The 17,433-nt window shown below is 65.5% G+C and carries 13 protein-coding genes, 1 tRNA gene and 1 pseudogene; 6 read left to right on the top strand and 9 right to left on the bottom strand.

Going from position 1 to position 17,433, the window contains the following annotated elements:
• The first annotated feature begins 30 nt into the window (after positions 1-30).
• Positions 31-2,229 carry a M3 family metallopeptidase gene (locus tag ACCQ13_RS06140; RefSeq protein ID WP_208800492.1) on the top strand — a complete coding sequence of 733 codons (2,199 nt, stop codon included), beginning with the start codon at positions 31-33 and terminating at the stop codon, positions 2,227-2,229.
• A 100-nt stretch (positions 2,230-2,329) separates the two neighbouring features.
• Here the strand turns inward: ACCQ13_RS06140 and ACCQ13_RS06135 are convergent, their stop codons facing one another.
• Together ACCQ13_RS06135 and ACCQ13_RS06130 are read right to left on the bottom strand one after the other, a co-directional pair.
• Positions 2,330-2,830 (bottom strand): MarR family winged helix-turn-helix transcriptional regulator, encoded by a 501-nt coding sequence (locus ACCQ13_RS06135; protein ID WP_104603561.1) that lies wholly within the window; start codon positions 2,828-2,830, stop codon positions 2,330-2,332.
• A 66-nt stretch (positions 2,831-2,896) separates the two neighbouring features.
• Complete coding sequence (locus tag ACCQ13_RS06130; protein WP_159406834.1) at positions 2,897-3,733, bottom strand: DUF3298 and DUF4163 domain-containing protein; 837 nt, start codon at positions 3,731-3,733, stop codon at positions 2,897-2,899.
• 426 nt (positions 3,734-4,159) lie between these two features.
• Here ACCQ13_RS06130 and ACCQ13_RS06125 point away from each other — a divergent pair, with 426 nt between their 5' ends.
• Positions 4,160-4,360: a hypothetical protein gene (locus ACCQ13_RS06125; protein WP_104603560.1), complete on the top strand. Its 201-nt coding sequence runs from the start codon at positions 4,160-4,162 to the stop codon at positions 4,358-4,360.
• A gap of 127 nt (positions 4,361-4,487) precedes the next feature.
• On the opposite strand, the gene ACCQ13_RS06120 is transcribed toward ACCQ13_RS06125, so the two are convergent.
• Positions 4,488-5,096, bottom strand: a complete 609-nt coding sequence (locus ACCQ13_RS06120; RefSeq protein WP_104603559.1) for a rhomboid family intramembrane serine protease — start codon at positions 5,094-5,096, stop codon at positions 4,488-4,490.
• Between the two features lie 7 nt (positions 5,097-5,103).
• On the bottom strand, positions 5,104-6,669 hold the full coding sequence (locus tag ACCQ13_RS06115; protein ID WP_159406833.1) for a POT-type proton-dependent oligopeptide transporter: 1,566 nt from the start codon (positions 6,667-6,669) through the stop codon (positions 5,104-5,106).
• Positions 6,670-6,916: 247 nt separating this feature from the next.
• On the opposite strand from ACCQ13_RS06115, the gene ACCQ13_RS06110 reads away from it, so the two are divergent.
• Both ACCQ13_RS06110 and ACCQ13_RS06105 read left to right on the top strand, forming a co-directional pair.
• A complete protein-coding gene (locus ACCQ13_RS06110) occupies positions 6,917-8,686 on the top strand; it encodes a M14 family metallopeptidase (RefSeq protein WP_372372358.1) in 1,770 nt (589 codons plus the stop codon).
• Between the two features lie 176 nt (positions 8,687-8,862).
• A tRNA-Leu gene (locus tag ACCQ13_RS06105) sits at positions 8,863-8,949 on the top strand.
• A gap of 204 nt (positions 8,950-9,153) precedes the next feature.
• On the opposite strand, the gene ACCQ13_RS06100 is transcribed toward ACCQ13_RS06105, so the two are convergent.
• The 4 genes from ACCQ13_RS06100 to ACCQ13_RS06085 are packed head-to-tail and all read right to left on the bottom strand — an operon-like array spanning position 9,154 to position 13,893.
• Positions 9,154-10,731, bottom strand: a complete 1,578-nt coding sequence (locus ACCQ13_RS06100) for a DHA2 family efflux MFS transporter permease subunit (protein WP_104603556.1) — start codon at positions 10,729-10,731, stop codon at positions 9,154-9,156.
• Positions 10,732-10,737: 6 nt separating this feature from the next.
• Positions 10,738-11,931 carry an HlyD family secretion protein gene (locus tag ACCQ13_RS06095; RefSeq protein WP_104603555.1) on the bottom strand — a complete coding sequence of 398 codons (1,194 nt, stop codon included), beginning with the start codon at positions 11,929-11,931 and terminating at the stop codon, positions 10,738-10,740.
• A 10-nt stretch (positions 11,932-11,941) separates the two neighbouring features.
• Entirely contained in the window at positions 11,942-13,456 is a 1,515-nt protein-coding gene (locus ACCQ13_RS06090; protein WP_104603554.1) for an AdeC/AdeK/OprM family multidrug efflux complex outer membrane factor, read from the bottom strand.
• Positions 13,453-13,893 carry a MarR family winged helix-turn-helix transcriptional regulator gene (locus ACCQ13_RS06085; RefSeq protein ID WP_104603553.1) on the bottom strand — a complete coding sequence of 147 codons (441 nt, stop codon included), beginning with the start codon at positions 13,891-13,893 and terminating at the stop codon, positions 13,453-13,455. Before ACCQ13_RS06085 ends, ACCQ13_RS06090 begins: the two co-directional genes overlap by 4 nt.
• Positions 13,894-13,996: 103 nt before the next feature.
• Between ACCQ13_RS06085 and ACCQ13_RS06080 the strand changes: the two are divergent.
• Positions 13,997-14,135: pseudogene (locus ACCQ13_RS06080) on the top strand (helix-turn-helix domain-containing protein); the annotation flags it as partial.
• 61 nt (positions 14,136-14,196) lie between these two features.
• Positions 14,197-16,440 (top strand): DNA topoisomerase IV subunit A, encoded by a 2,244-nt coding sequence (gene parC / locus ACCQ13_RS06075; RefSeq protein ID WP_104603552.1) that lies wholly within the window; start codon positions 14,197-14,199, stop codon positions 16,438-16,440.
• A 354-nt stretch (positions 16,441-16,794) separates the two neighbouring features.
• Here the strand turns inward: parC and bfr are convergent, their stop codons facing one another.
• Positions 16,795-17,280, bottom strand: coding sequence for a bacterioferritin (gene bfr, locus ACCQ13_RS06070; protein ID WP_064509054.1), 486 nt, complete (start codon positions 17,278-17,280; stop codon positions 16,795-16,797).
• Positions 17,281-17,433 lie beyond the last annotated feature (153 nt).

Raw genomic sequence — 17,433 nt, 5'->3', positions numbered from 1 at the left:
CCTATCGGGTCGCACTCTGGAGCCACTCTCTTGACCACCCGTCTTGCTTTCGCCCTGGCCGCGTCCCTGGGACTTGCCATGCCGTCCTACAGCATCGCCGCACCCGCCACCACCCAGACCGCCACCCAGGCCAACCCGTTCTTCGCCGACAGCAGCCTGCCACTGCACTACCCGCCGTTCGACAAGATCACCGACAGCGATTTCGCACCCGCCTTCGACGCTGGCATGGCCGAGCAGTTGAAGGAAGTGGACAAGATCGCCAACCAGAAGGCCAAGCCGAGCTTCGAGAACACCCTGATCGCGCTGGAGAAAAGCGGCGCCACGCTCGACCGCGCCACCACCGTGTTCTTCAACCTGGTCGGTGCCGACACCAACGACGCGCGCAAGAAACTGCAGGCCGATTATTCGGCCAGGTTCGCCGCGCATCGCGATGCGATCTCGCTCAACGGCAAGCTGTTTGCGCGCATCCAGAGCTTGTACGACCAACGCACCAAGCTGGGCCTGGATGCACAAGGCGTGCGCCTGATCGAGAAGTACCACAGCGACTTCGTGCGCAACGGCGCCAAGCTTTCCGATGCCGACAAGACCACGCTCAAGGCAATGAATGCCGAGCTGGCCAAGCTGGGCACCACCTTCAGCCAGAACGTGCTGGCCGAGGTCAACGCCGCCGCCGTGGTGGTGGACGACGTCAAGCAGCTCGACGGCCTGTCCGACGAACAGATCGCCGCCGCCGCCGAAGCCGCCAAGGCGCGCAAGCTCGAGGGCAAGTACGTGATCGCCCTGCTCAACACCACCGGCCAGCCGCCGCTGAGCCAGCTCAAGAACCGCGAGCTGCGCAAGCGTATCTACGATGCGTCGGTGTCGCGCGGCAGCCACGGCGGCCAGTACGACAACACCGCACTGGTGTCGCGCATCATGAAGCTGCGTGCCGACAAGGCCAAGCTGCTGGGTTTTCCCACCTTTGCAGCGTATTCGCTGGAAAACCAGACCGCCAAGACACCCGAAGCGGTCAACGCGATGCTGGGCAAGCTGGCACCGGCTGCAGTCGCCAACGCCAAGCGCGAAGCCGCCGACCTGCAGGCGATGATCGACAAGGAACAAAAATCCGCACGCAAGCCGACCTTCAAGCTCGAAGCCTGGGATTGGACCTACTACAGCGAGAAGGTGCGCCAGGCCAAGTACAACTTCGACGAATCGCAGCTCAAGCCATACTTCGAGCTGAAGAACGTGCTGGAAAACGGCGTGTTCTACGCAGCCACCCAGGAATACGGCCTGACCTTCAAGCAACGGACCGACCTGCCGACCTACCGCGACGACATCACCGTCTACGACGTGTTCGATGCCGACGGCAAGCAGCTGGCGATCTTCATCGCCGACATGTACGCCCGCGAATCCAAGCGCGGCGGCGCATGGATGAACTCCTACGTCTCGCAGTCCGAGCTGACCGGTTTCAAGCCGGTGGTGGCCAACCACCTCAACATCCCCAAGCCGCCGGCCGGCCAGCCTACGCTGCTGACCTGGGACGAAGTGACCACCATGTTCCATGAATTCGGGCATGCGCTGCACGGCATGTTCTCCGACGTCAAATACCCGTATTTCTCCGGCACCAGCGTGCCGCGCGACTTCGTCGAGTTCCCCTCGCAGGTCAACGAGATGTGGGCCGACGAGCCGTCGATTCTGAAGAACTACGCCAAGCATTATCAGAACGGCACGCCGATGCCGCAGGCCTTGCTGGACAAGGTGATTGCCGCCTCCAAGTTCAACCAGGGCTTTGCCACCACCGAGTATCTGGGTGCGGCGATGCTGGATCAGAACTGGCATCAGATCAGCGCCAACCAGGTGCCCGATGCCGCCGGCGTGATGGCCTTCGAAGCCAAGGCTTTGCAGCAGGACGGCATTGCCTACGCACCGGTCCCGCCGCGCTACAAGACCCCGTATTTCAGCCACATCATGGGCGGCTACGCAGCTGGTTACTACGCCTACATCTGGTCCGAGGTGCTGGATGCCAATACCCAGCAGTGGTTCAAACAGCATGGTGGCCTGAGCCGCGCCAATGGCGATCGCTTCCGCAAGACCCTGCTCTCGCGCGGCGGTAGCGTGGATGCGATGGAGCTGTTCCAGAACTTTGCCGGGCATGCGCCGCAGATCGAGCCCTTGCTCGAAAAGCGCGGCCTGAGCACACAAGATGGCAGCAGTGCCACGCCGAAAACCCCGCAATCCAAGCCGTAAGCGTACGGCCGTACCAACGACAACGCCGCCCGGAGCAATCCGGGCGGCGTTGTCGTTGACGGCGTTGATCGCGGTGCGATCCACGCGCGCCATGCCAGGCTCAAGACTCGATCGAGTCCACGCCGCGCAGCAATTTCCGCAGCAGCTTTTCCAGACGGGCCTGTTCGGTCTCGCTGATCTCGGCAGTCTGCTGCGCCAGCAGCTCGCACGCTTCCGGCAGCAGGCTCTGGATCAACTCCAGCCCGGCTGGCTGCAGGGTCAGCATGATCTTGCGCCGATCGCCGGCCGTGCTGCCGCGCGCAATCAAGCCCTTTTCGCAGAGCTGGTCGGTGAGCCGGGTAATGTTGGCTGGCTTCTCGCTGGCCGCCTCGGCCGCCTCGGTCGGCGTGATCGCCTGCTCCGGCGTGCCATACAACATCATCAGGATCTCGTACTCCGGCGGGGTGATGCCGTACGGCTTGAGGCGCATGCAACTGATCGTGTGCAGCCGCTTGTAGAGATGCTTGATCAACCTAACCACGACGGCGGGTTCCCGCGGGAATGCCGTGTAACGCTCGCAGGTGTGGTCGACACGGTTCGCGGTCGCATTGAAGCTACTCATATCACCCGTCTGATTACTGTACTGAATGGCGCAATCATTCAAGCACACCACCTACAAGGCGATAGATCAGCGAGCGAAGAGATGTACATATTCCGGCGCGACCCATGCACGCAATGTCGCAGTTGTGACGTCGGCCGTTTGCGTGCCGTCGGAGTAAGGCCCGACCTGATACGGGGGAAACACAAAACGGAGTGCGGCGATCTGGCCGGACGCATTCAAGACCGGTACGAACTGTGCAAAATTCCCTGCCTGTGCCTCGGTGCCCTCGGCAATCATGCGATCGGCCGATGCCACCTGCTCTGCCTGCTGCTCGACCGGCACACGCTCGGCCACCACGCGCTGTTGCGCGGCCGCGTGCAACTGCGCGGCCACTTCGCCACCGATTTTTTCCCAGCCCGACGGGCTGGGAATCAAGGCCTGCGAGGTCAGTTGCCTGCGCTCCTTGACCAGCCACACGAAGCGCGCCACCAGTGGCTCACCGTGCGCGCCACCGGTATAGCGACTGCCGTCGGCCGCAACCACGATCAGCTCGGGCGTTTGCAACAGGGTCTCGAACGCCAGCGATAGCTCGTAGGGTGCGGCAGGTTTGTCGTTACCGAGCCCGGAGACCGCCTGCATCAACTCGCCGCGCGCATCCTGCGCATAGCCGCGGATCAACGCCCCCAATTCCGGATAGGCATCCAGCCCCTGCGGATAACTGATGCCGACCATGTAGGCCGGCGAATGCTCGATCACGTCCTGCAGGGGACCGCCGCCGTTCGCTGGCTGCGGCGTCGGCGTCGCGGCCACATCGGCAGCAGGTGCCACTGCAACGTCAGTCGCCGATTCGCGCTGCGTGCAACCGCCCAGCAGTGCCAGCAGCAGCACGCCCGTTATCGTGTTCACTCCAAGCAACCGCTGCATTCCCACCTGCTCCCCCTGTTCGAAAAACATCGCTGCCGGCATCGGACTGGCAGGTCTTGAATGATGATGCGGTCGCATGCGGGCCGTGGCATCGTTGCAAACGGACACAACCGCAAGGTGGCCACACGCATGATGCAAGACGGCCCCGACCATTCGCCGCACGCTGCCCACCGGCATCCAGCGCATCGCTGCAGATCAGCTGCACGCCCCCACGCATCGTCGCTGACCCGATCTGATCTGTCGCCGACGGTGTGTGAGGTGAAGTGTGACCGGCGCTGCGCGGCACTCGCGTGAAAATGAACCCAGGATGTGCACTGCCGCCCGAATCGACCGGCGAAGTACTCAAGTTCGTTTTGCCAGCGCCGATAGCTGAGCCGAGAGCACTGCCGCGTCCAGTGCCCTCGCTCACCCAAGAGGAGTCATCGCATGCACAACGATTCGGCGGGAAACAATGCCCCGAGCGACAGCTCGCTGCTGGAAGGCCTGTTCCAGTTCGCCATCGCCGGCGACACCCACAGCCCTGACTTCGCCCAGCTCAACGAGACGGTGTACCGACGCTTGCAACAGGCCTATGGCGCGACATCCGGTGCGTCACTCGCAACCGAACAGGACCGCAGCGCGGCCTGAGCAGCGCCACCACATCTGCCAGGACAGTCGCGCCTGGCAGTCGCGGCCCGGACTGCCGGGCCTGCCGAATGGCACCGCCGCTGCCGACACCGCCGCCCATGGCAGGATGCAAAACCCGTAAACGCCTTCAACCGAAGCGGGGATTGGCAAGCTGCTGCAGGAAGATCTGCCACACCCGCGGCTCCATGATGAGCATGAACATCACCCCGAATGCCGCGCCGGCCAGGTGCGCGCTGTGATTGATGCGATCGCCGCCGCGGCGGTCCATCCACAGGCTGTAGCCCACGTAGAACACCGCATAGATGATCGCCGGCGCCGGGATGAACAGCACCAGGATGATGGTCCACGGCTGCAGCAGGATGAAGGCGAACAGCACCGCCGACACCGCACCCGATGCGCCCAGGCTCAGATAGTTGGGATTGTTCTGGTTCTTCAGGTAGCTGGGCAGGATCGAGACCACCAGCGCAGCCAGGTAGAACAAGGGATAGGTCAGCACGCTGCCGGTGAGCTGCAGCATCACGTTCTCGATCACCCGGCCGAAGAAGAACAGGGTGACCATGTTGAAGACAAGGTGGCCCAGGTCGGCGTGGATGAAGCCGTAGGTCACCAGCCGGTCGTACTGCCGGTGCTTGTCCACCGCCGGCGGCCACAGGATCAGGCGGTCGCTCAACTTGCGGTTGTTGAACGCCATCCAGGAGACGATGCCGGTGATGGCAATCAGGATCAGGGTAATCATGCGGACCTCAGGCAGAACGGTAATTGTCGACCATGCGATAACCGCGCGCATACAGGCCGAAGGCCAGTGCCGCCAGGAACGCGAAGGCCGCGAAGAAGAACATCAGGAACGCCGCTTCGCTGAGTCCAGTATCGGCGATCTGCGCGGTCACCGTCTCGTTGCGCACCGCCACGTTCGATAGCAGCACCCACAGGTTGCCGACCGTGGTGGTCAGATACCAGAAACTCATCACCACACCCTTCATCGACGGCGGTGCCTGGCTGTAGGCGAACTCGATGCCGGTGGCCGACACCAGCACCTCGCCGAAGGTGAGCAAGGCATAGGGGAGGATCTGCCAGGCGATGTGCATCGGCTCGCCGCCGTCCATCACCACCTGGATCGCCCCGACCGCGATCCACGCCACGCCGCTGAAGGCGATGCCGCTGGTCATGCGCCGCAATGGCGTGGGCTCCCAGCCAACCCGCCGCAGCAGCGGATACAGCACCAGGTTGTTGAACGGAATCAGCAGCATCACCAGCAACGGATTGATCGCCTGCATCTGCGAGGCGGTGAACCAGGCCGGCATGGTCATCTCGCGTCCCTGCAACACCCAGGTCGAGGCCTTCTGGTCGAACAGCGAAAAGAACGGCGTGACCAGCGCAAAGATCACCAGCACCCGCAACAAGGCGCGCACACCTTCCACCGCCGCATCCGGATGCAGGCCGCGCGCGCGCTCCAGCTGCCACCAGGTGCCGCCACCGATGCCGGCCAGCAGCAGCACCAGCGCCATGCACAGGCAGATGACGATGCCCAGCGGCGCGATCAGCGCCAGGCAGCCCAACGCCAGCACCACCGACAGCAACGCCAGCGCCAGCCCAGGACGGCCCTGCCCCGGCGCGCGCGTCAGCAGCGCGGTGCGCACCACCGCACCGAATCCATGCGGGTCGTGCGGCGGCAACGGCACCCGCACGTAACGGTGGCGCCCCAGCCAGAACACCAGCGTGGCCACGAACATCAGGATGCCGGGGATGCCGAACGCCCAGGACGGCCCCAGGTTCTTCAGCGCCAACGGAATCAGCAGCGAGGCGAACAGCGAACCAAAATTGATGATCCAGTAGAAGGCATCGAACACCACCTTGGCCAGGTGCTTGTTGGATTGGTCGAACTGGTCGCCCATGAACGAGGCCACCAACGGCTTGATGCCGCCCGCGCCCAGCGCGATCAGGCTTAGCCCGACGAAGAAACCGCTGCGGCTACCTTCGAACGCCGCAAGACAGGCATGCCCGGCGCAGTACACCAGGCTGAACCACAGGATGGTGTTGTACTTGCCGAACAACCGATCGGCCAGCCAGCCACCCAGCAGCGGGAAGAAATACACCCCGATCATGAAGCTGTGCAGAATGTGCTTGGCTTCGGCCTCGCGGCCCGGGCCGCTGATCTCCTGCAGCAACAGCGAGGTCATCAGGAACTGCACAAGGATGTTGCGCATCCCGTAGAAGCTGAAACGCTCGCAGGCTTCGTTGCCGATGATGAAGGGAATCTGGCGTGGCAGGCGCACGCCGGCAGGGGCGCCGGGCAAGGTCGAGGTGGTCAAGGGCAGTCCGGTCGAACGGTAGGCAGGCCCTATCGTACCGGCGCCAGCAGGCGCGCGGCCATGCAGGCCGGCGCAAAGAGGCGTGCCCCTGGCATGGACGTGCCCGGTCTGCGTGCGCCCTGCGCCCGCCGTGCAATGCGCCGGGCAGCATCGCGCGCGGGAGCGGGCGCCATGTCGCAGTGCAGATTGGCCCACTGCGCCGGCTCGGCTACATTGCCGAGGTTTCCCTGGATGACCGGACTGCCGCATGCCCCGCTTCACCCGCCTGGCCTTGGGCCTGCTGTTGTGCACCGCTCTCCCCGCCGCGATCGCTGCCGAACCGTTGACCAGCGTGGCCGAGCGCAGCGGCTTCGTGCAGACCGGTCGCTATGACGAGGTCATCGCGCTGTGCGATGCATTCGCGCAGCGCTATCCGCAGGCCGTGCGTTGTACGCAATTCGGTACCACGCCCGAAGGCCGCCCGATGCAGGCGCTGGTCGTGTCCACCAGCGGCGCCCTGGATGCCGATGCTGCCGCCCGGCGCAAGCTGCCGGTCGTGCTGATCCAGGGCGGGATCCATGCCGGCGAGATCGATGGCAAGGATGCCGGTTTCCTGGCCTTGCGCGAACTGCTCGATGGCAAGGCCGGCAAGGGCGTGCTCGACAAGCTGGTGTGGGTCTTCGTGCCGGTGTTCAACATCGATGGCCATGAGCGCTTCGGCCCCTGGAACCGCCCCAACCAGCGCGGGCCCGAACAGATGGGCTGGCGCAGCACCGCGCAGAACCTCAATCTCAACCGCGACTACGTCAAGGCCGACGCACCGGAGATGCAGGCCATGCTGCACCTGGTGCAGCAGTGGGACCCGCTGATGGTGGTGGACCTGCATGTCACCGACGGCGCCAAGTTCGAGCACGACGTCTCGGTGCAGGTGGAGCCGGTGCACGCCGGTGACACCGCCCTGCAGCGCGACGGCACCCGTTGGCGCGATGCGGTACTGGCCGATCTGCGCAAGCAAGGCTCGCTGCCGCTGCCGTACTACCCGTCCTTCGTGCGCGATGACGATCCCACCTCCGGCTTTGCCGACGAGGTGTCGCCGCCGCGCTTCTCGCATGGGTATTTCCTGCTGCGCAACCGCTTCGGCATGCTGGTGGAAACGCATTCGTGGAAGGATTACCCCACGCGCGTGCGGGTCACCCGCAACACCATCGTGTCGGTGTTGCAGCAGGCCGCCAGACACGGCACCGCCTGGCGCGCCGATGCGCTGGCGGCCGATCAACGCGGCAGCCGCCTGGCCGGCATGCCGGAACCACTGAGTTTTGCGGCCGGCCCCAAGGCACGCACGGTGGCGTTCCGCGGCTATGCCTACACCCGCACGCCCTCGCCGATCTCCGGCGCGCTGATGACGCGCTACGACGAAAATACGCCGCAGGTCTGGAACGTGCCGCTGCGCGATCAGATCACCCCCGATCTGGTGGTCGATGCGCCGCGCGGCGGCTATCTGGTGCCTGCCGCGCAGGCCGCCATGATCGGCGAGAAACTGCGCCTGCATGGCATCGACTTCCGCACCCTGGGCAGCGCTGCCGAGCGCCCGGTGCAAACCTTCCGCGCCGACACGGCCAAGTTTGCAGCACGCTCCAATGAAAGCCACCAGACGCTGGAGGTCAGCGGGCAGTGGCGCGAGGAACGACGCGCGGTGCCGGCCGGCTCGCTGTTCGTGCCGATTGCCCAACCCAAGGCACGCCTGGTGATGGCGATGCTGGAACCGCAGGCGCCGGATTCGCTGCTGCAATGGAGCTTCTTCAACACCGCCTTCGAACGCAAGGAATACATGGAAGCCTATGTCGCCGAAGACGTGGCGCGCGACATGCTGGCCCGCGATGCCAACTTGAAGGCGCAGTTCGAACAGCGCCTCGCCAGCGACAAGGCCTTCGCCGCCGACCCGCAGGCGCGGCTGGAATTCTTCGCCAGGCGCCATTCCTCCTGGGACGAGCGCTACCAGCTGTATCCGGTGCTGCGGACCGCGCAGACCGACTTCTAACGACACGGCCGGGACTATCCAGGCGCGCCGGAACGTCCTTCGACCAGGGCACTGCACTGCCCTGGCGGTGTTGACGAGACTCCGCAGCGTAAGCACACCCATACCACCGGCAACTATTCTTGCAGAAGATGCGTTGACAGCCGCGCATGCAACTTGCACAATTCGTCCCCTGAGTCGCCCAGGTGGCGGAATTGGTAGACGCACTAGCTTCAGGTGCTAGCGGGGGCAACTTCGTGGAGGTTCGAGTCCTCTCCTGGGCACCACGACTCACGGTCAAACGCAAAAAACCTCGCTTCGGCGGGGTTTTTTGCGTTTGGGCGGTTGCTACCGGTGCAGCGCAGTCGTTGCCGATCGCCTGACGCGCCTTGCCGGATGGACGGCCTTCGCCTGCATCAGCACAACAATGCGCCGATGCGCGACGCACCATCCCGCTGCACAGCGGGATGGTGCGCGATCATCCTTGCCGCTCAGTGCCCACCAGCCGCCGCACCACCGGCACCCGCACCGAACGGCGGCTTGGCCAACCACAGGAAGATGATGATCGCCAGGAACGTCCAGCCGAGCAGGTAGAAGATGTCGTTGAAGCCCATCTGCGACGCCTGGTGATTGATCGTGTTGTTGAGGAAGGCGGCGCCGCGTTGCAGATCGCCCTGCCCCATGGCGGTGACCTGCTCCTGCATGCCGGGCGTATAGACCGAGATGTGTTCGGTGATATGCGCATGGTGCACCTGGGTGCGACGCGCCCACAGATAGGTGGTGAGCGAGGCGGCGAAGCTGCCGCCCAGCGTACGCAGGAAGGTCGCCAGGCCCGAACCCGCCGCGATCTCGCGTCCATCCAGGTCCGATAGCAGGATCTGCAACACCGGCATGAAGAACAGTGCCCCCCCCACGCCCATCACCAGCTGGATGGTGGCCACATGGGCGAAGTCCACCTGCAGGTTGAAGTTGGAGCGGAAGAAGCTGGTGAAGGACATGAACACGAACGCGATGGTGGCCAACATGCGCAGGTCGAAGCGCAGTGCGTATTTACCCACGAAAGGCGTCATCAGCACCGGCAGGATGCCGATCGGCGCGGTGGCCAGGCCGGCCCAGATCGCGTTGTAGCCCATGTCGCGCTGCAGCCACTGCGGGATCAGCAGGCTCACGCTGAAGAATGCCGCATACGCCACCACCATCGCCAAGGTGCCGGCGCGGAAGTTGCGATGCCGGAACAACTTGAGATCGACGATGGGATCCTTGTCGGTGAGTTCCCAGATCACGAACACCACCAGCGCGACCGCAGCAACGCAGGCCAGCACGATGATCTTGTCCGAGGAAAACCAGTCTTCGTCGTTGCCCAGGTCCAGCACCAGTTGCAGCGCGCCCACGCCGACCACCAGCAGGATCAGGCCGATGTAGTCCATGCGCGGCTTTTCCAGCTGTTCCGGGCGATGCCGCAGCTGCGAACCGACGATGCTGCTGGCGATGATGCCCAGCGGCACATTGATGAGAAAGATCCATTCCCAGCTGTAGTTGTCGGTGATCCAGCCACCCAGGATCGGCCCGGCGATCGGCGCCACCACGGTAATCATCGCCAGCAACGCCAGCGCCTGCCCGCGCTTTTCGCGCGGGTAGATCGACACCAGCAGGCTCTGGGTGATGGGATACATCGGCCCTGCCACGAAGCCCTGCAGCGCGCGCGCCACCACCAGCATGCCCATGCTCTGCGCAAGACCGCACAGCAGCGAGGCGACGGTGAAGGCCAGCGTGGACCACACGAACAACTTGGTTTCGCCGAAGCGACGACTCAACCAGCCGGTCAGCGGCAATGCAATCGCGGTGCTCACCGCGAACGAGGTGATGACCCAGGTGGCTTGCTGCGAACTGGCACCGAGATTGCCGGCGATGGTGGGCAGCGAGACGTTGGCGATGGTGGTGTCCAGCACCTGCATGAACGAGGCCATCGCCAGGCCCACGGTGCACAACGCCACGCTCGCCGGACGAAAGCCGGCGGCGGGCGCCGGTGCCGCCGGGCCGCCGGGCGTGGTGGGAGCTTGCGAAGACATGCTGGCTCAGCCCGCCTTGGTGGCCGCCTGCGGCGGCAGGTTGTCCTGGATGATGCGCTGGATGTCGGCGTCGGCCGCCTGCAACTGCTGCGCATACACGTCGGTGGAGAACACCGCACCCGTGGCGGCCTTGGCCGGCAACACGCTGCCTTGCTGGTCGTGCAGATTCACCTCGACCTTCATCGACAAGCCGATCCGCAATGGATTGGCAGCCAGTTGCTTGCTGTCCACGGCGATACGCACCGGCACGCGCTGCACGATCTTGATCCAGTTGCCGCTGGCATTCTGCGCCGGCAACAGCGAGAACGCGCTGCCAGTACCCAGCCCCAGGCTCTCGATGCGGCCGGTGTAATCCACGCCACTACCGTACAGGTCCGAATGCAGCTCCACTGGCTGGCCCAGGCGCATGTGCTTGAGTTGGGTCTCCTTGAAGTTGGCTTCCACCCAGACCTGCTCCAGCGGCACCACCGCCATCAGCACGCTGCCCGGCTGTACGCGCTGGCCAACCTGCGCCGAACGCCGCGCGACATACCCCGACACCGGCGCCACCACGTCGGTGCGCGCATGGTTGAGATGGGCCTGACGCAGCTGCGCGGCGGCCGCCTGCACATCCGGCTGGCTGGAAACCGCACCATCGTCCACCAGCGCGCGGCTGCGTTCCAGGGTCTCACGTGAGCCGCTCACCGCCGCTTCGGCAGCCGCCAGCTCGTCACGGGTATGCGCCAGTTCTTCGTTGGAGATGGCGCCAGTGGCGGCCAGGTCCTTGCGCCGCGCGAAGTCGGCACGGGCGCTGCGCAGCGTCACTTCGCGCGCGGAGACGTCGGCCTGCGCACCTTCCACGCTGCGGTACAGCCCGCGCACCTGGCGCACCGTCCTGGCCAGGTTGGCTTCGGCCTGCTGCAGTGCCACGGCGGTATCGGCCGGGTCCAGCTGCACCAGCAACTGGCCGCGCTCCACGCGCATGCCGTCTTCGGCGCCGATGCTGACCACGGTGCCGCCCACCATCGGGGTGATCTGCACCTGGTTGCCCTGCACGTAGGCGTCGTCGGTGTCCTCGTGCCAGCGGCCGACCAGGAAGTACCACGCCACCAGACCGACGATCGCCAGGATCACCAGAATGGCCACGATGCGCAGCGCCGCACGGCGCTTGCTGGGTGCGGCCGGCGCGGGTTGGGAAGAAGCAGGAGTCGTCTGGCTCATCGTCGCTGTCTCAGGAATTCGGTTGTGCGGGAGTGGTCGCGGTTGCTGCGTTGTCGCGTGCGGGTTCCGGCGTGTAGCCGCCACCCAGTGCACGCTGCAACCTCACCGAGGCCAGGAGTTGTTGCGACTGCAGCCCGGCCATGCGCTGGCGTGCGACGAGCAACTGCTCCTGCACGCTGAGCACTTCCAGGTAGCTACCGATGCCGGCGCGGTAGCGCTGCTGCGCGAGTTCGAATGCGGCGGTCACCGTCTGCACGCCCTGGTCCTGTGCCTGGGCGCGCTGCTCCAGCGAGCGCACGGCGCTGACCTGGTCGGCCACTTCGCGCAGGGCGGCAATCACCTTCTGGTTGTAGTCGGCCACCGCCAGGTCGTATTGCGCATCGCGACCAGCAAGGTTGGCGCGCAGCTTGCCGCCGTCGAAGATCGGCAGGCTCAGCGCTGGCGCCACCAGGCCGAACACCGAGCCGCTTTCCAGCAGCTGGCCGACATCCGGGTTGATGACGCCGCCCAGTGCGACCAGGTTGAGGCTGGGATAGAAACGGGCCTTGGCAACCGCGATGTCCTTGTTGGCCGCCTCTACCCGCCAACGCGCTGCCACCACGTCCGGGCGACGGCCCAGCAGATCGGCCGGCAGGGTGCTCGGCAAGTGCGTGGCGAACCCGCTGCCCAGGGTGGGGCGTGCAATCTGCAGCCCGCGATCCGGGCCCTGCCCGACCAGCGCGGCCAGTGCGGTGCGCGCCTCGTCGATCTGCTGCTGAGCGGACTGCAGTTGCTGCTGTGCGGCCGGCACGCGCGCCTGCGCCTGCCGCACCTGCAGGTCGCTGTCGATGCCGGCACCGCGACGTTGCCGGGTCAGATCCAGGGTCTTCTGCGCACGCGCCAGCTCGTCGTTGGCCACATCGTGCAGGCTCCACGCATAGGACAGCTGCGCATAGCCTTCGGCGATCGCCGCCGACAGGTTCAGCCGCGCGGCCTGTGCATCCACCTCGGCGGCATGCGTCTGATCCACCGCCGCTTCCCAGGCGGCTCGCTTGCCACCCCATAGATCCACGCCATAGCGGAAATCCAGCACCGCCTGCGCGCTGCCGCCGTAACTGCCGCCCAGCGCGTCGCCGACCATCGATTCGGGCAACTGCAATCCGGTATAGCCACCGGAGACCGACAGGCTGGGGCAGCGCTCGGCCTGCGCGCTGCCGATGCGCGCCTGGGCCTGGCGCAGCCGCGCATCGGCAGCAGCCAGGCTGGGGCTGTGCTGCAGGCCCTCGGCGATGAGGGCATCCAGTTGCGCATCGCCCAGCGTGCGCCACCAGTCGCTGGCCGGCCATGCGGCCGGACTCAACCCGGCCTGCGCCAGGGTGCGCTCGGCCTGCACGTCGCCGGGCTGCAGCACGGTGGCTTGCGGTGCCAGACCACGGCTGCTGGCGCACGCGGCCAGCGCCAGGGTCAGCGCGGTGAGGACTAGCGGCCGCGTCAGGCGCATCGAGCGCGGGCGCAGCGTCTGAAGAAAGGAACTAGCAGCGTTCATGAGTTGAGTGCATCGCGGACACGAAGGAGAAGGGAGGTGAGTTGCTCGCGCTCGGGAACGGACAGATCGCGCAGGCCGTATTCGATGGCACGTTCACCGCGCAGCCGCAGCCGCTGCCACAACGCCGCGCCCTGTTCGGTCATGACGATCTGCAGCGCGCGTCGGTCCTGGGCATGCGGTTCGCGGCGCACCGCGCCCAGCGACTCCAGCTTGTCGAGCAGGCGGGTGACCGCGCTCGGCGTCTGGTCCAGCGCCAGGGCCAGTTCATTGGCCGTGCACGGCGAGCGCACGGCAAGGATCTTCAGGCCGACGTAGTGGCTGAAGCCGAAATCGGGCAATTCGCCCTTCATTTCGGCATCGAGCTGACGCATCAAGGCGTCGCGCACCTGGCGCAACAGCAATCCAAACGAAGGCGGGGTATCGGGGTGATCGCTCATGCGGCCATTTTATTCCGCATAATATATTTGTCAACGCAAATATGTTGATCGCGATTAAACCGCCAGCAAGCATCACTATACCAAGCGGCCGGCGTGGCGGCGGCGGGTGGCTGGCCAGCTCGGCTACAGCCGCCCCCGATGCCTTCGTCAGCGTATTCCACCGCCATTTCGGCGTCCCGCCCACGCGCTATCTGGCGAGCGACCACGCGCGCAGCTTGGCATCCCCCGCCGCATCCGGATAATCGGCGCTCTTCGAGTCCGCGCCCTGGCGCGGAGTCTTCTTCACGCAGGACCTGGCTTTACATGACCGATCTGACCCGCCCCACCTTCCATGGCTTCGAACAGCTGCCGCTGCGCGAGTACGCCGAACGCGCTTATCTCGACTACTCGATGTACGTGGTGCTGGACCGCGCCCTGCCGTTCCTGGGCGATGGCCTGAAACCGGTGCAGCGCCGCATCATCTTCGCGATGAGCGAGCTCGGCCTGAACGCGGCTGCCAAGCCGAAGAAGTCCGCGCGCACCGTGGGCGATGTGATCGGTAAGTACCACCCGCATGGCGACAGCGCCTGCTACGAGGCGCTGGTGCTGATGGCGCAGCCGTTCTCGTACCGCTACCCGCTGATCGAAGGCCAGGGCAACTTCGGTTCCACCGACGACCCCAAGTCGTTCGCGGCGATGCGCTACACCGAATCCAAGCTGACCCCGATCGCCGAAGTGCTGCTGGGCGAGATCGGCCAGGGCACCACCGACTGGGCAGCCAATTTCGACGGCACCCTGGAAGAACCCACCTGGTTGCCGGCGCGCCTGCCGCACCTGCTGCTCAACGGCACCACCGGTATCGCGGTGGGCATGGCCACCGACGTGCCGCCACACAATCTCAACGAGATCGTCAGCGCGCTGCTGCGCCTGCTCGACGACCCCGACGCGAGCGTCGCCGACCTGTGCGAGCACGTACTGGGCCCGGACTACCCGACCACCGCCGAGATCATCACTCCGCGTGCCGACCTGCGCAACATCTACGAAACCGGCCATGGCAGCGTACGCGCGCGTGCCACCTACAAGAAAGAACACGCCAACATCGTCATCGATGCGCTGCCGTATCAGGTGTCGCCGTCCAAGGTGATCGAGCAGATCGCCCAGCAGATGCGCGCCAAGAAGCTGCCGTGGCTGGAAGACATCCGCGACGAATCCGACCACACCAGCCCCGTGCGGGTGGTGCTGGTGCCGCGCTCCAATCGCGTGGATGCCGAGCAGCTGATGGGCCACCTGTTCGTCACCACCGACCTGGAACGCAGCTACCGCGTCAACCTCAACGTGATCGGCCTGGATGGCCGCCCGCAGGTCAAGAATCTGCGCCAACTGCTGAGCGAATGGCTCACCTTCCGCAGCGATACGGTCACCCGCCGCCTCAACCATCGCCTGCAGAAGGTGGAACGTCGCCTGCACTTGCTGGAAGGCCTGTTGATCGCCTTCCTCAACCTGGACGAAGTGATCCGCATCGTCCGCAGCGAGGACGAACCCAAGCCGGTGCTGATCGCGCGCTTTGCGCTGAGCGAGGAACAGGCCGAATACATCCTGGAAACCAAGCTGCGCCAGCTGGCGCGCCTGGAAGAAATGAAGATCCGTGGCGAGCAGGAAGCGCTTGCCAAGGAACGCGCGCAGATCCTGGCGATCCTGGACAGCAAGGCCAAGCTGAAGAAGCTCATCAAGGACGAGCTCACTGCCGATGCCAAGAAGTTCGGCGACGCACGCCGCTCGCCACTGGTGCAGCGCGGTGCCGCCCAGGCCATCGACGAAACCGAGATGGTCGCCAGCGAACCGATGACCGTGGTGCTCTCCGAAAAGGGCTGGGTGCGCGCGGCCAAGGGGCACGAGGTGGATCCGGCCGGCATGTCGTATCGCGATGGCGATGGCCTGCTGGTGGCGGTACGCAGCCGCAGTACCCACCAGGTGGCGTTCCTGGATTCGGACGGCCGGGCGTACTCCACTGCGGTGCACACCCTGCCCTCGGCGCGTGGCAACGGCGAACCGTTGACCGGGCGGTTCTCGCCGGCATCAGGTGCGGCATTCCAGGTCATGGCCAGCGCCGACAACGCCACTCGCTTCGTGCTGGCGTCCTCGCACGGCTACGGCTTCGTCACCCGCTTCGAGAACCTCACCGGCCGCAACAAGGCCGGCAAGGCCATGCTCAATCTCACCGCAGGTTCGCACGTCCTCACGCCCGCACAAGTGAGCAACCCGCAGACCGATCGGATCGTCGCGGTTACCAGTGCCGGCAACCTGCTGGCGGTGCCGGCCACCGACGTGCCCGAGCTGGACAAGGGCAAGGGCAACAAGATCATCGAGATCCCCAAGGCTAAGCTCGGCACCGAGCGCGTGGTCGCGGTGGTCGCGGTCGCCCCGGGCAATACGCTGCTGGTGCGCAGCGGCGCACGCACCATGAGCCTGTCGTTCAAGGATCTGGAGATGTATGTGGGTGCGCGTGCGAGTCGTGGGTCGTTGTTGCCGCGCGGGTGGCAGAAGGTTGATGGGCTGGAAGTGCAGTAACGGTGGTTCACCCATCCGGCGCGCAGCGGCGCGGCCGGCACTGCGGGCGCCTCAGGCTGCTGAGGCGCGGCGCGCAGCGGCGCAACCGACACGGCCGTCGCCTCAGGCTGCTGCCCCGAAGTACATGCGCTGTTCGATGTGCGGTGGCAGGTGCAGCCGTTGGAACAAGGCGACATCCGCGCACAGGAACCGCGTTCTTCGCGCCAAGGGTGTCACCGCACTGACCACGGCGGTCATCGCCTGCAACGCGACTGAGCGCAGGTTCGCCGGCCATGCGACGATGCGCGCCGCATGGCCCACACGCCCTCGCCACGCTGCCTTGCACAGCGCGGCGCTCGGGCCACACGGATGCAATCAACCGGCCACGTGGCCCTTGTCGATCTTCGAGGTCTGGTACAGCTCCAGGCCGATCCGCTTGATGAGGCCCAGCTGCTGCTCCAGCCACCAGGCGTGATCTTCTTCGGTGTCCTGCAGTTGCTTGAGCAGCACGTCGCGGCTGACGTAGTCGCCATGCTCCTCGCACAGCTTCATGCCGGCGGCCAGCGCGGCGCGCACTTCGTACTCCACCACCAGATCGCGCTCGAGCATCTCCACCACGGTCTTGCCGGGGGTGAACTCGGCCGGGCGCATGTCCGGGTCGCCCTCCAGGAACAGGATGCGCCGCAGCAGCGCGTCGGCATGCTCAGTCTCTTCCTGCATCTCGTGGTTGATGCGCTCGTACAGCGCCATCAGGCCCTGGTCTTCGTAACGGCGCGAATGCAGAAAATACTGGTCGCGTGCCGCCAACTCGCCGCGCAGCAGCTGCTTGAGGTAATCGACGACTTCAGGATGGCCTTTCATGGTGTGCTCCAGCGACGCAATGTGCGCATGGTGCCCTATCTGCTCAGGCAATGATCTAATCGGAATCACTTTCAGTTGCGCTTGCGGCCAGACCCACCACCGTCATGGCCGGCGGCGACACTGCCCACGACGGACCGCCCATCACGCCGCGAC

The sequence above is a fragment of the Xanthomonas sp. NCPPB 1638 genome, from assembly GCF_041475635.2.
GTDB lineage: Bacteria > Pseudomonadota > Gammaproteobacteria > Xanthomonadales > Xanthomonadaceae > Xanthomonas > Xanthomonas cucurbitae.
Note: the sequence above shows the minus strand (reverse complement) of the source record. Positions and strands in the feature narration are given on the sequence as shown.

Bases quoted from the DNA above. Each gene is read 5' to 3' on its own strand.
- ACCQ13_RS06095 (WP_104603555.1), bottom strand. From the start codon at position 11,931: ATGAGCCAGACGACTCCTGCTTCTTCCCAACCCGCGCCGGCCGCACCC.
- bfr (WP_064509054.1), bottom strand. From the start codon at position 17,280: ATGAAAGGCCATCCTGAAGTCGTCGATTACCTCAAGCAGCTGCTGCGC.
- ACCQ13_RS06110 (WP_372372358.1), top strand. From the start codon at position 6,917: ATGCCCCGCTTCACCCGCCTGGCCTTGGGCCTGCTGTTGTGCACCGCT.
- ACCQ13_RS06125 (WP_104603560.1), top strand. From the start codon at position 4,160: ATGCACAACGATTCGGCGGGAAACAATGCCCCGAGCGACAGCTCGCTG.
- ACCQ13_RS06100 (WP_104603556.1), bottom strand. From the start codon at position 10,731: ATGTCTTCGCAAGCTCCCACCACGCCCGGCGGCCCGGCGGCACCGGCG.
- ACCQ13_RS06090 (WP_104603554.1), bottom strand. From the start codon at position 13,456: ATGAACGCTGCTAGTTCCTTTCTTCAGACGCTGCGCCCGCGCTCGATG.
- ACCQ13_RS06130 (WP_159406834.1), bottom strand. From the start codon at position 3,733: ATGCAGCGGTTGCTTGGAGTGAACACGATAACGGGCGTGCTGCTGCTG.
- ACCQ13_RS06135 (WP_104603561.1), bottom strand. From the start codon at position 2,830: ATGAGTAGCTTCAATGCGACCGCGAACCGTGTCGACCACACCTGCGAG.
- ACCQ13_RS06120 (WP_104603559.1), bottom strand. From the start codon at position 5,096: ATGATTACCCTGATCCTGATTGCCATCACCGGCATCGTCTCCTGGATG.
- ACCQ13_RS06085 (WP_104603553.1), bottom strand. From the start codon at position 13,893: ATGAGCGATCACCCCGATACCCCGCCTTCGTTTGGATTGCTGTTGCGC.
- parC (WP_104603552.1), top strand. From the start codon at position 14,197: ATGACCGATCTGACCCGCCCCACCTTCCATGGCTTCGAACAGCTGCCG.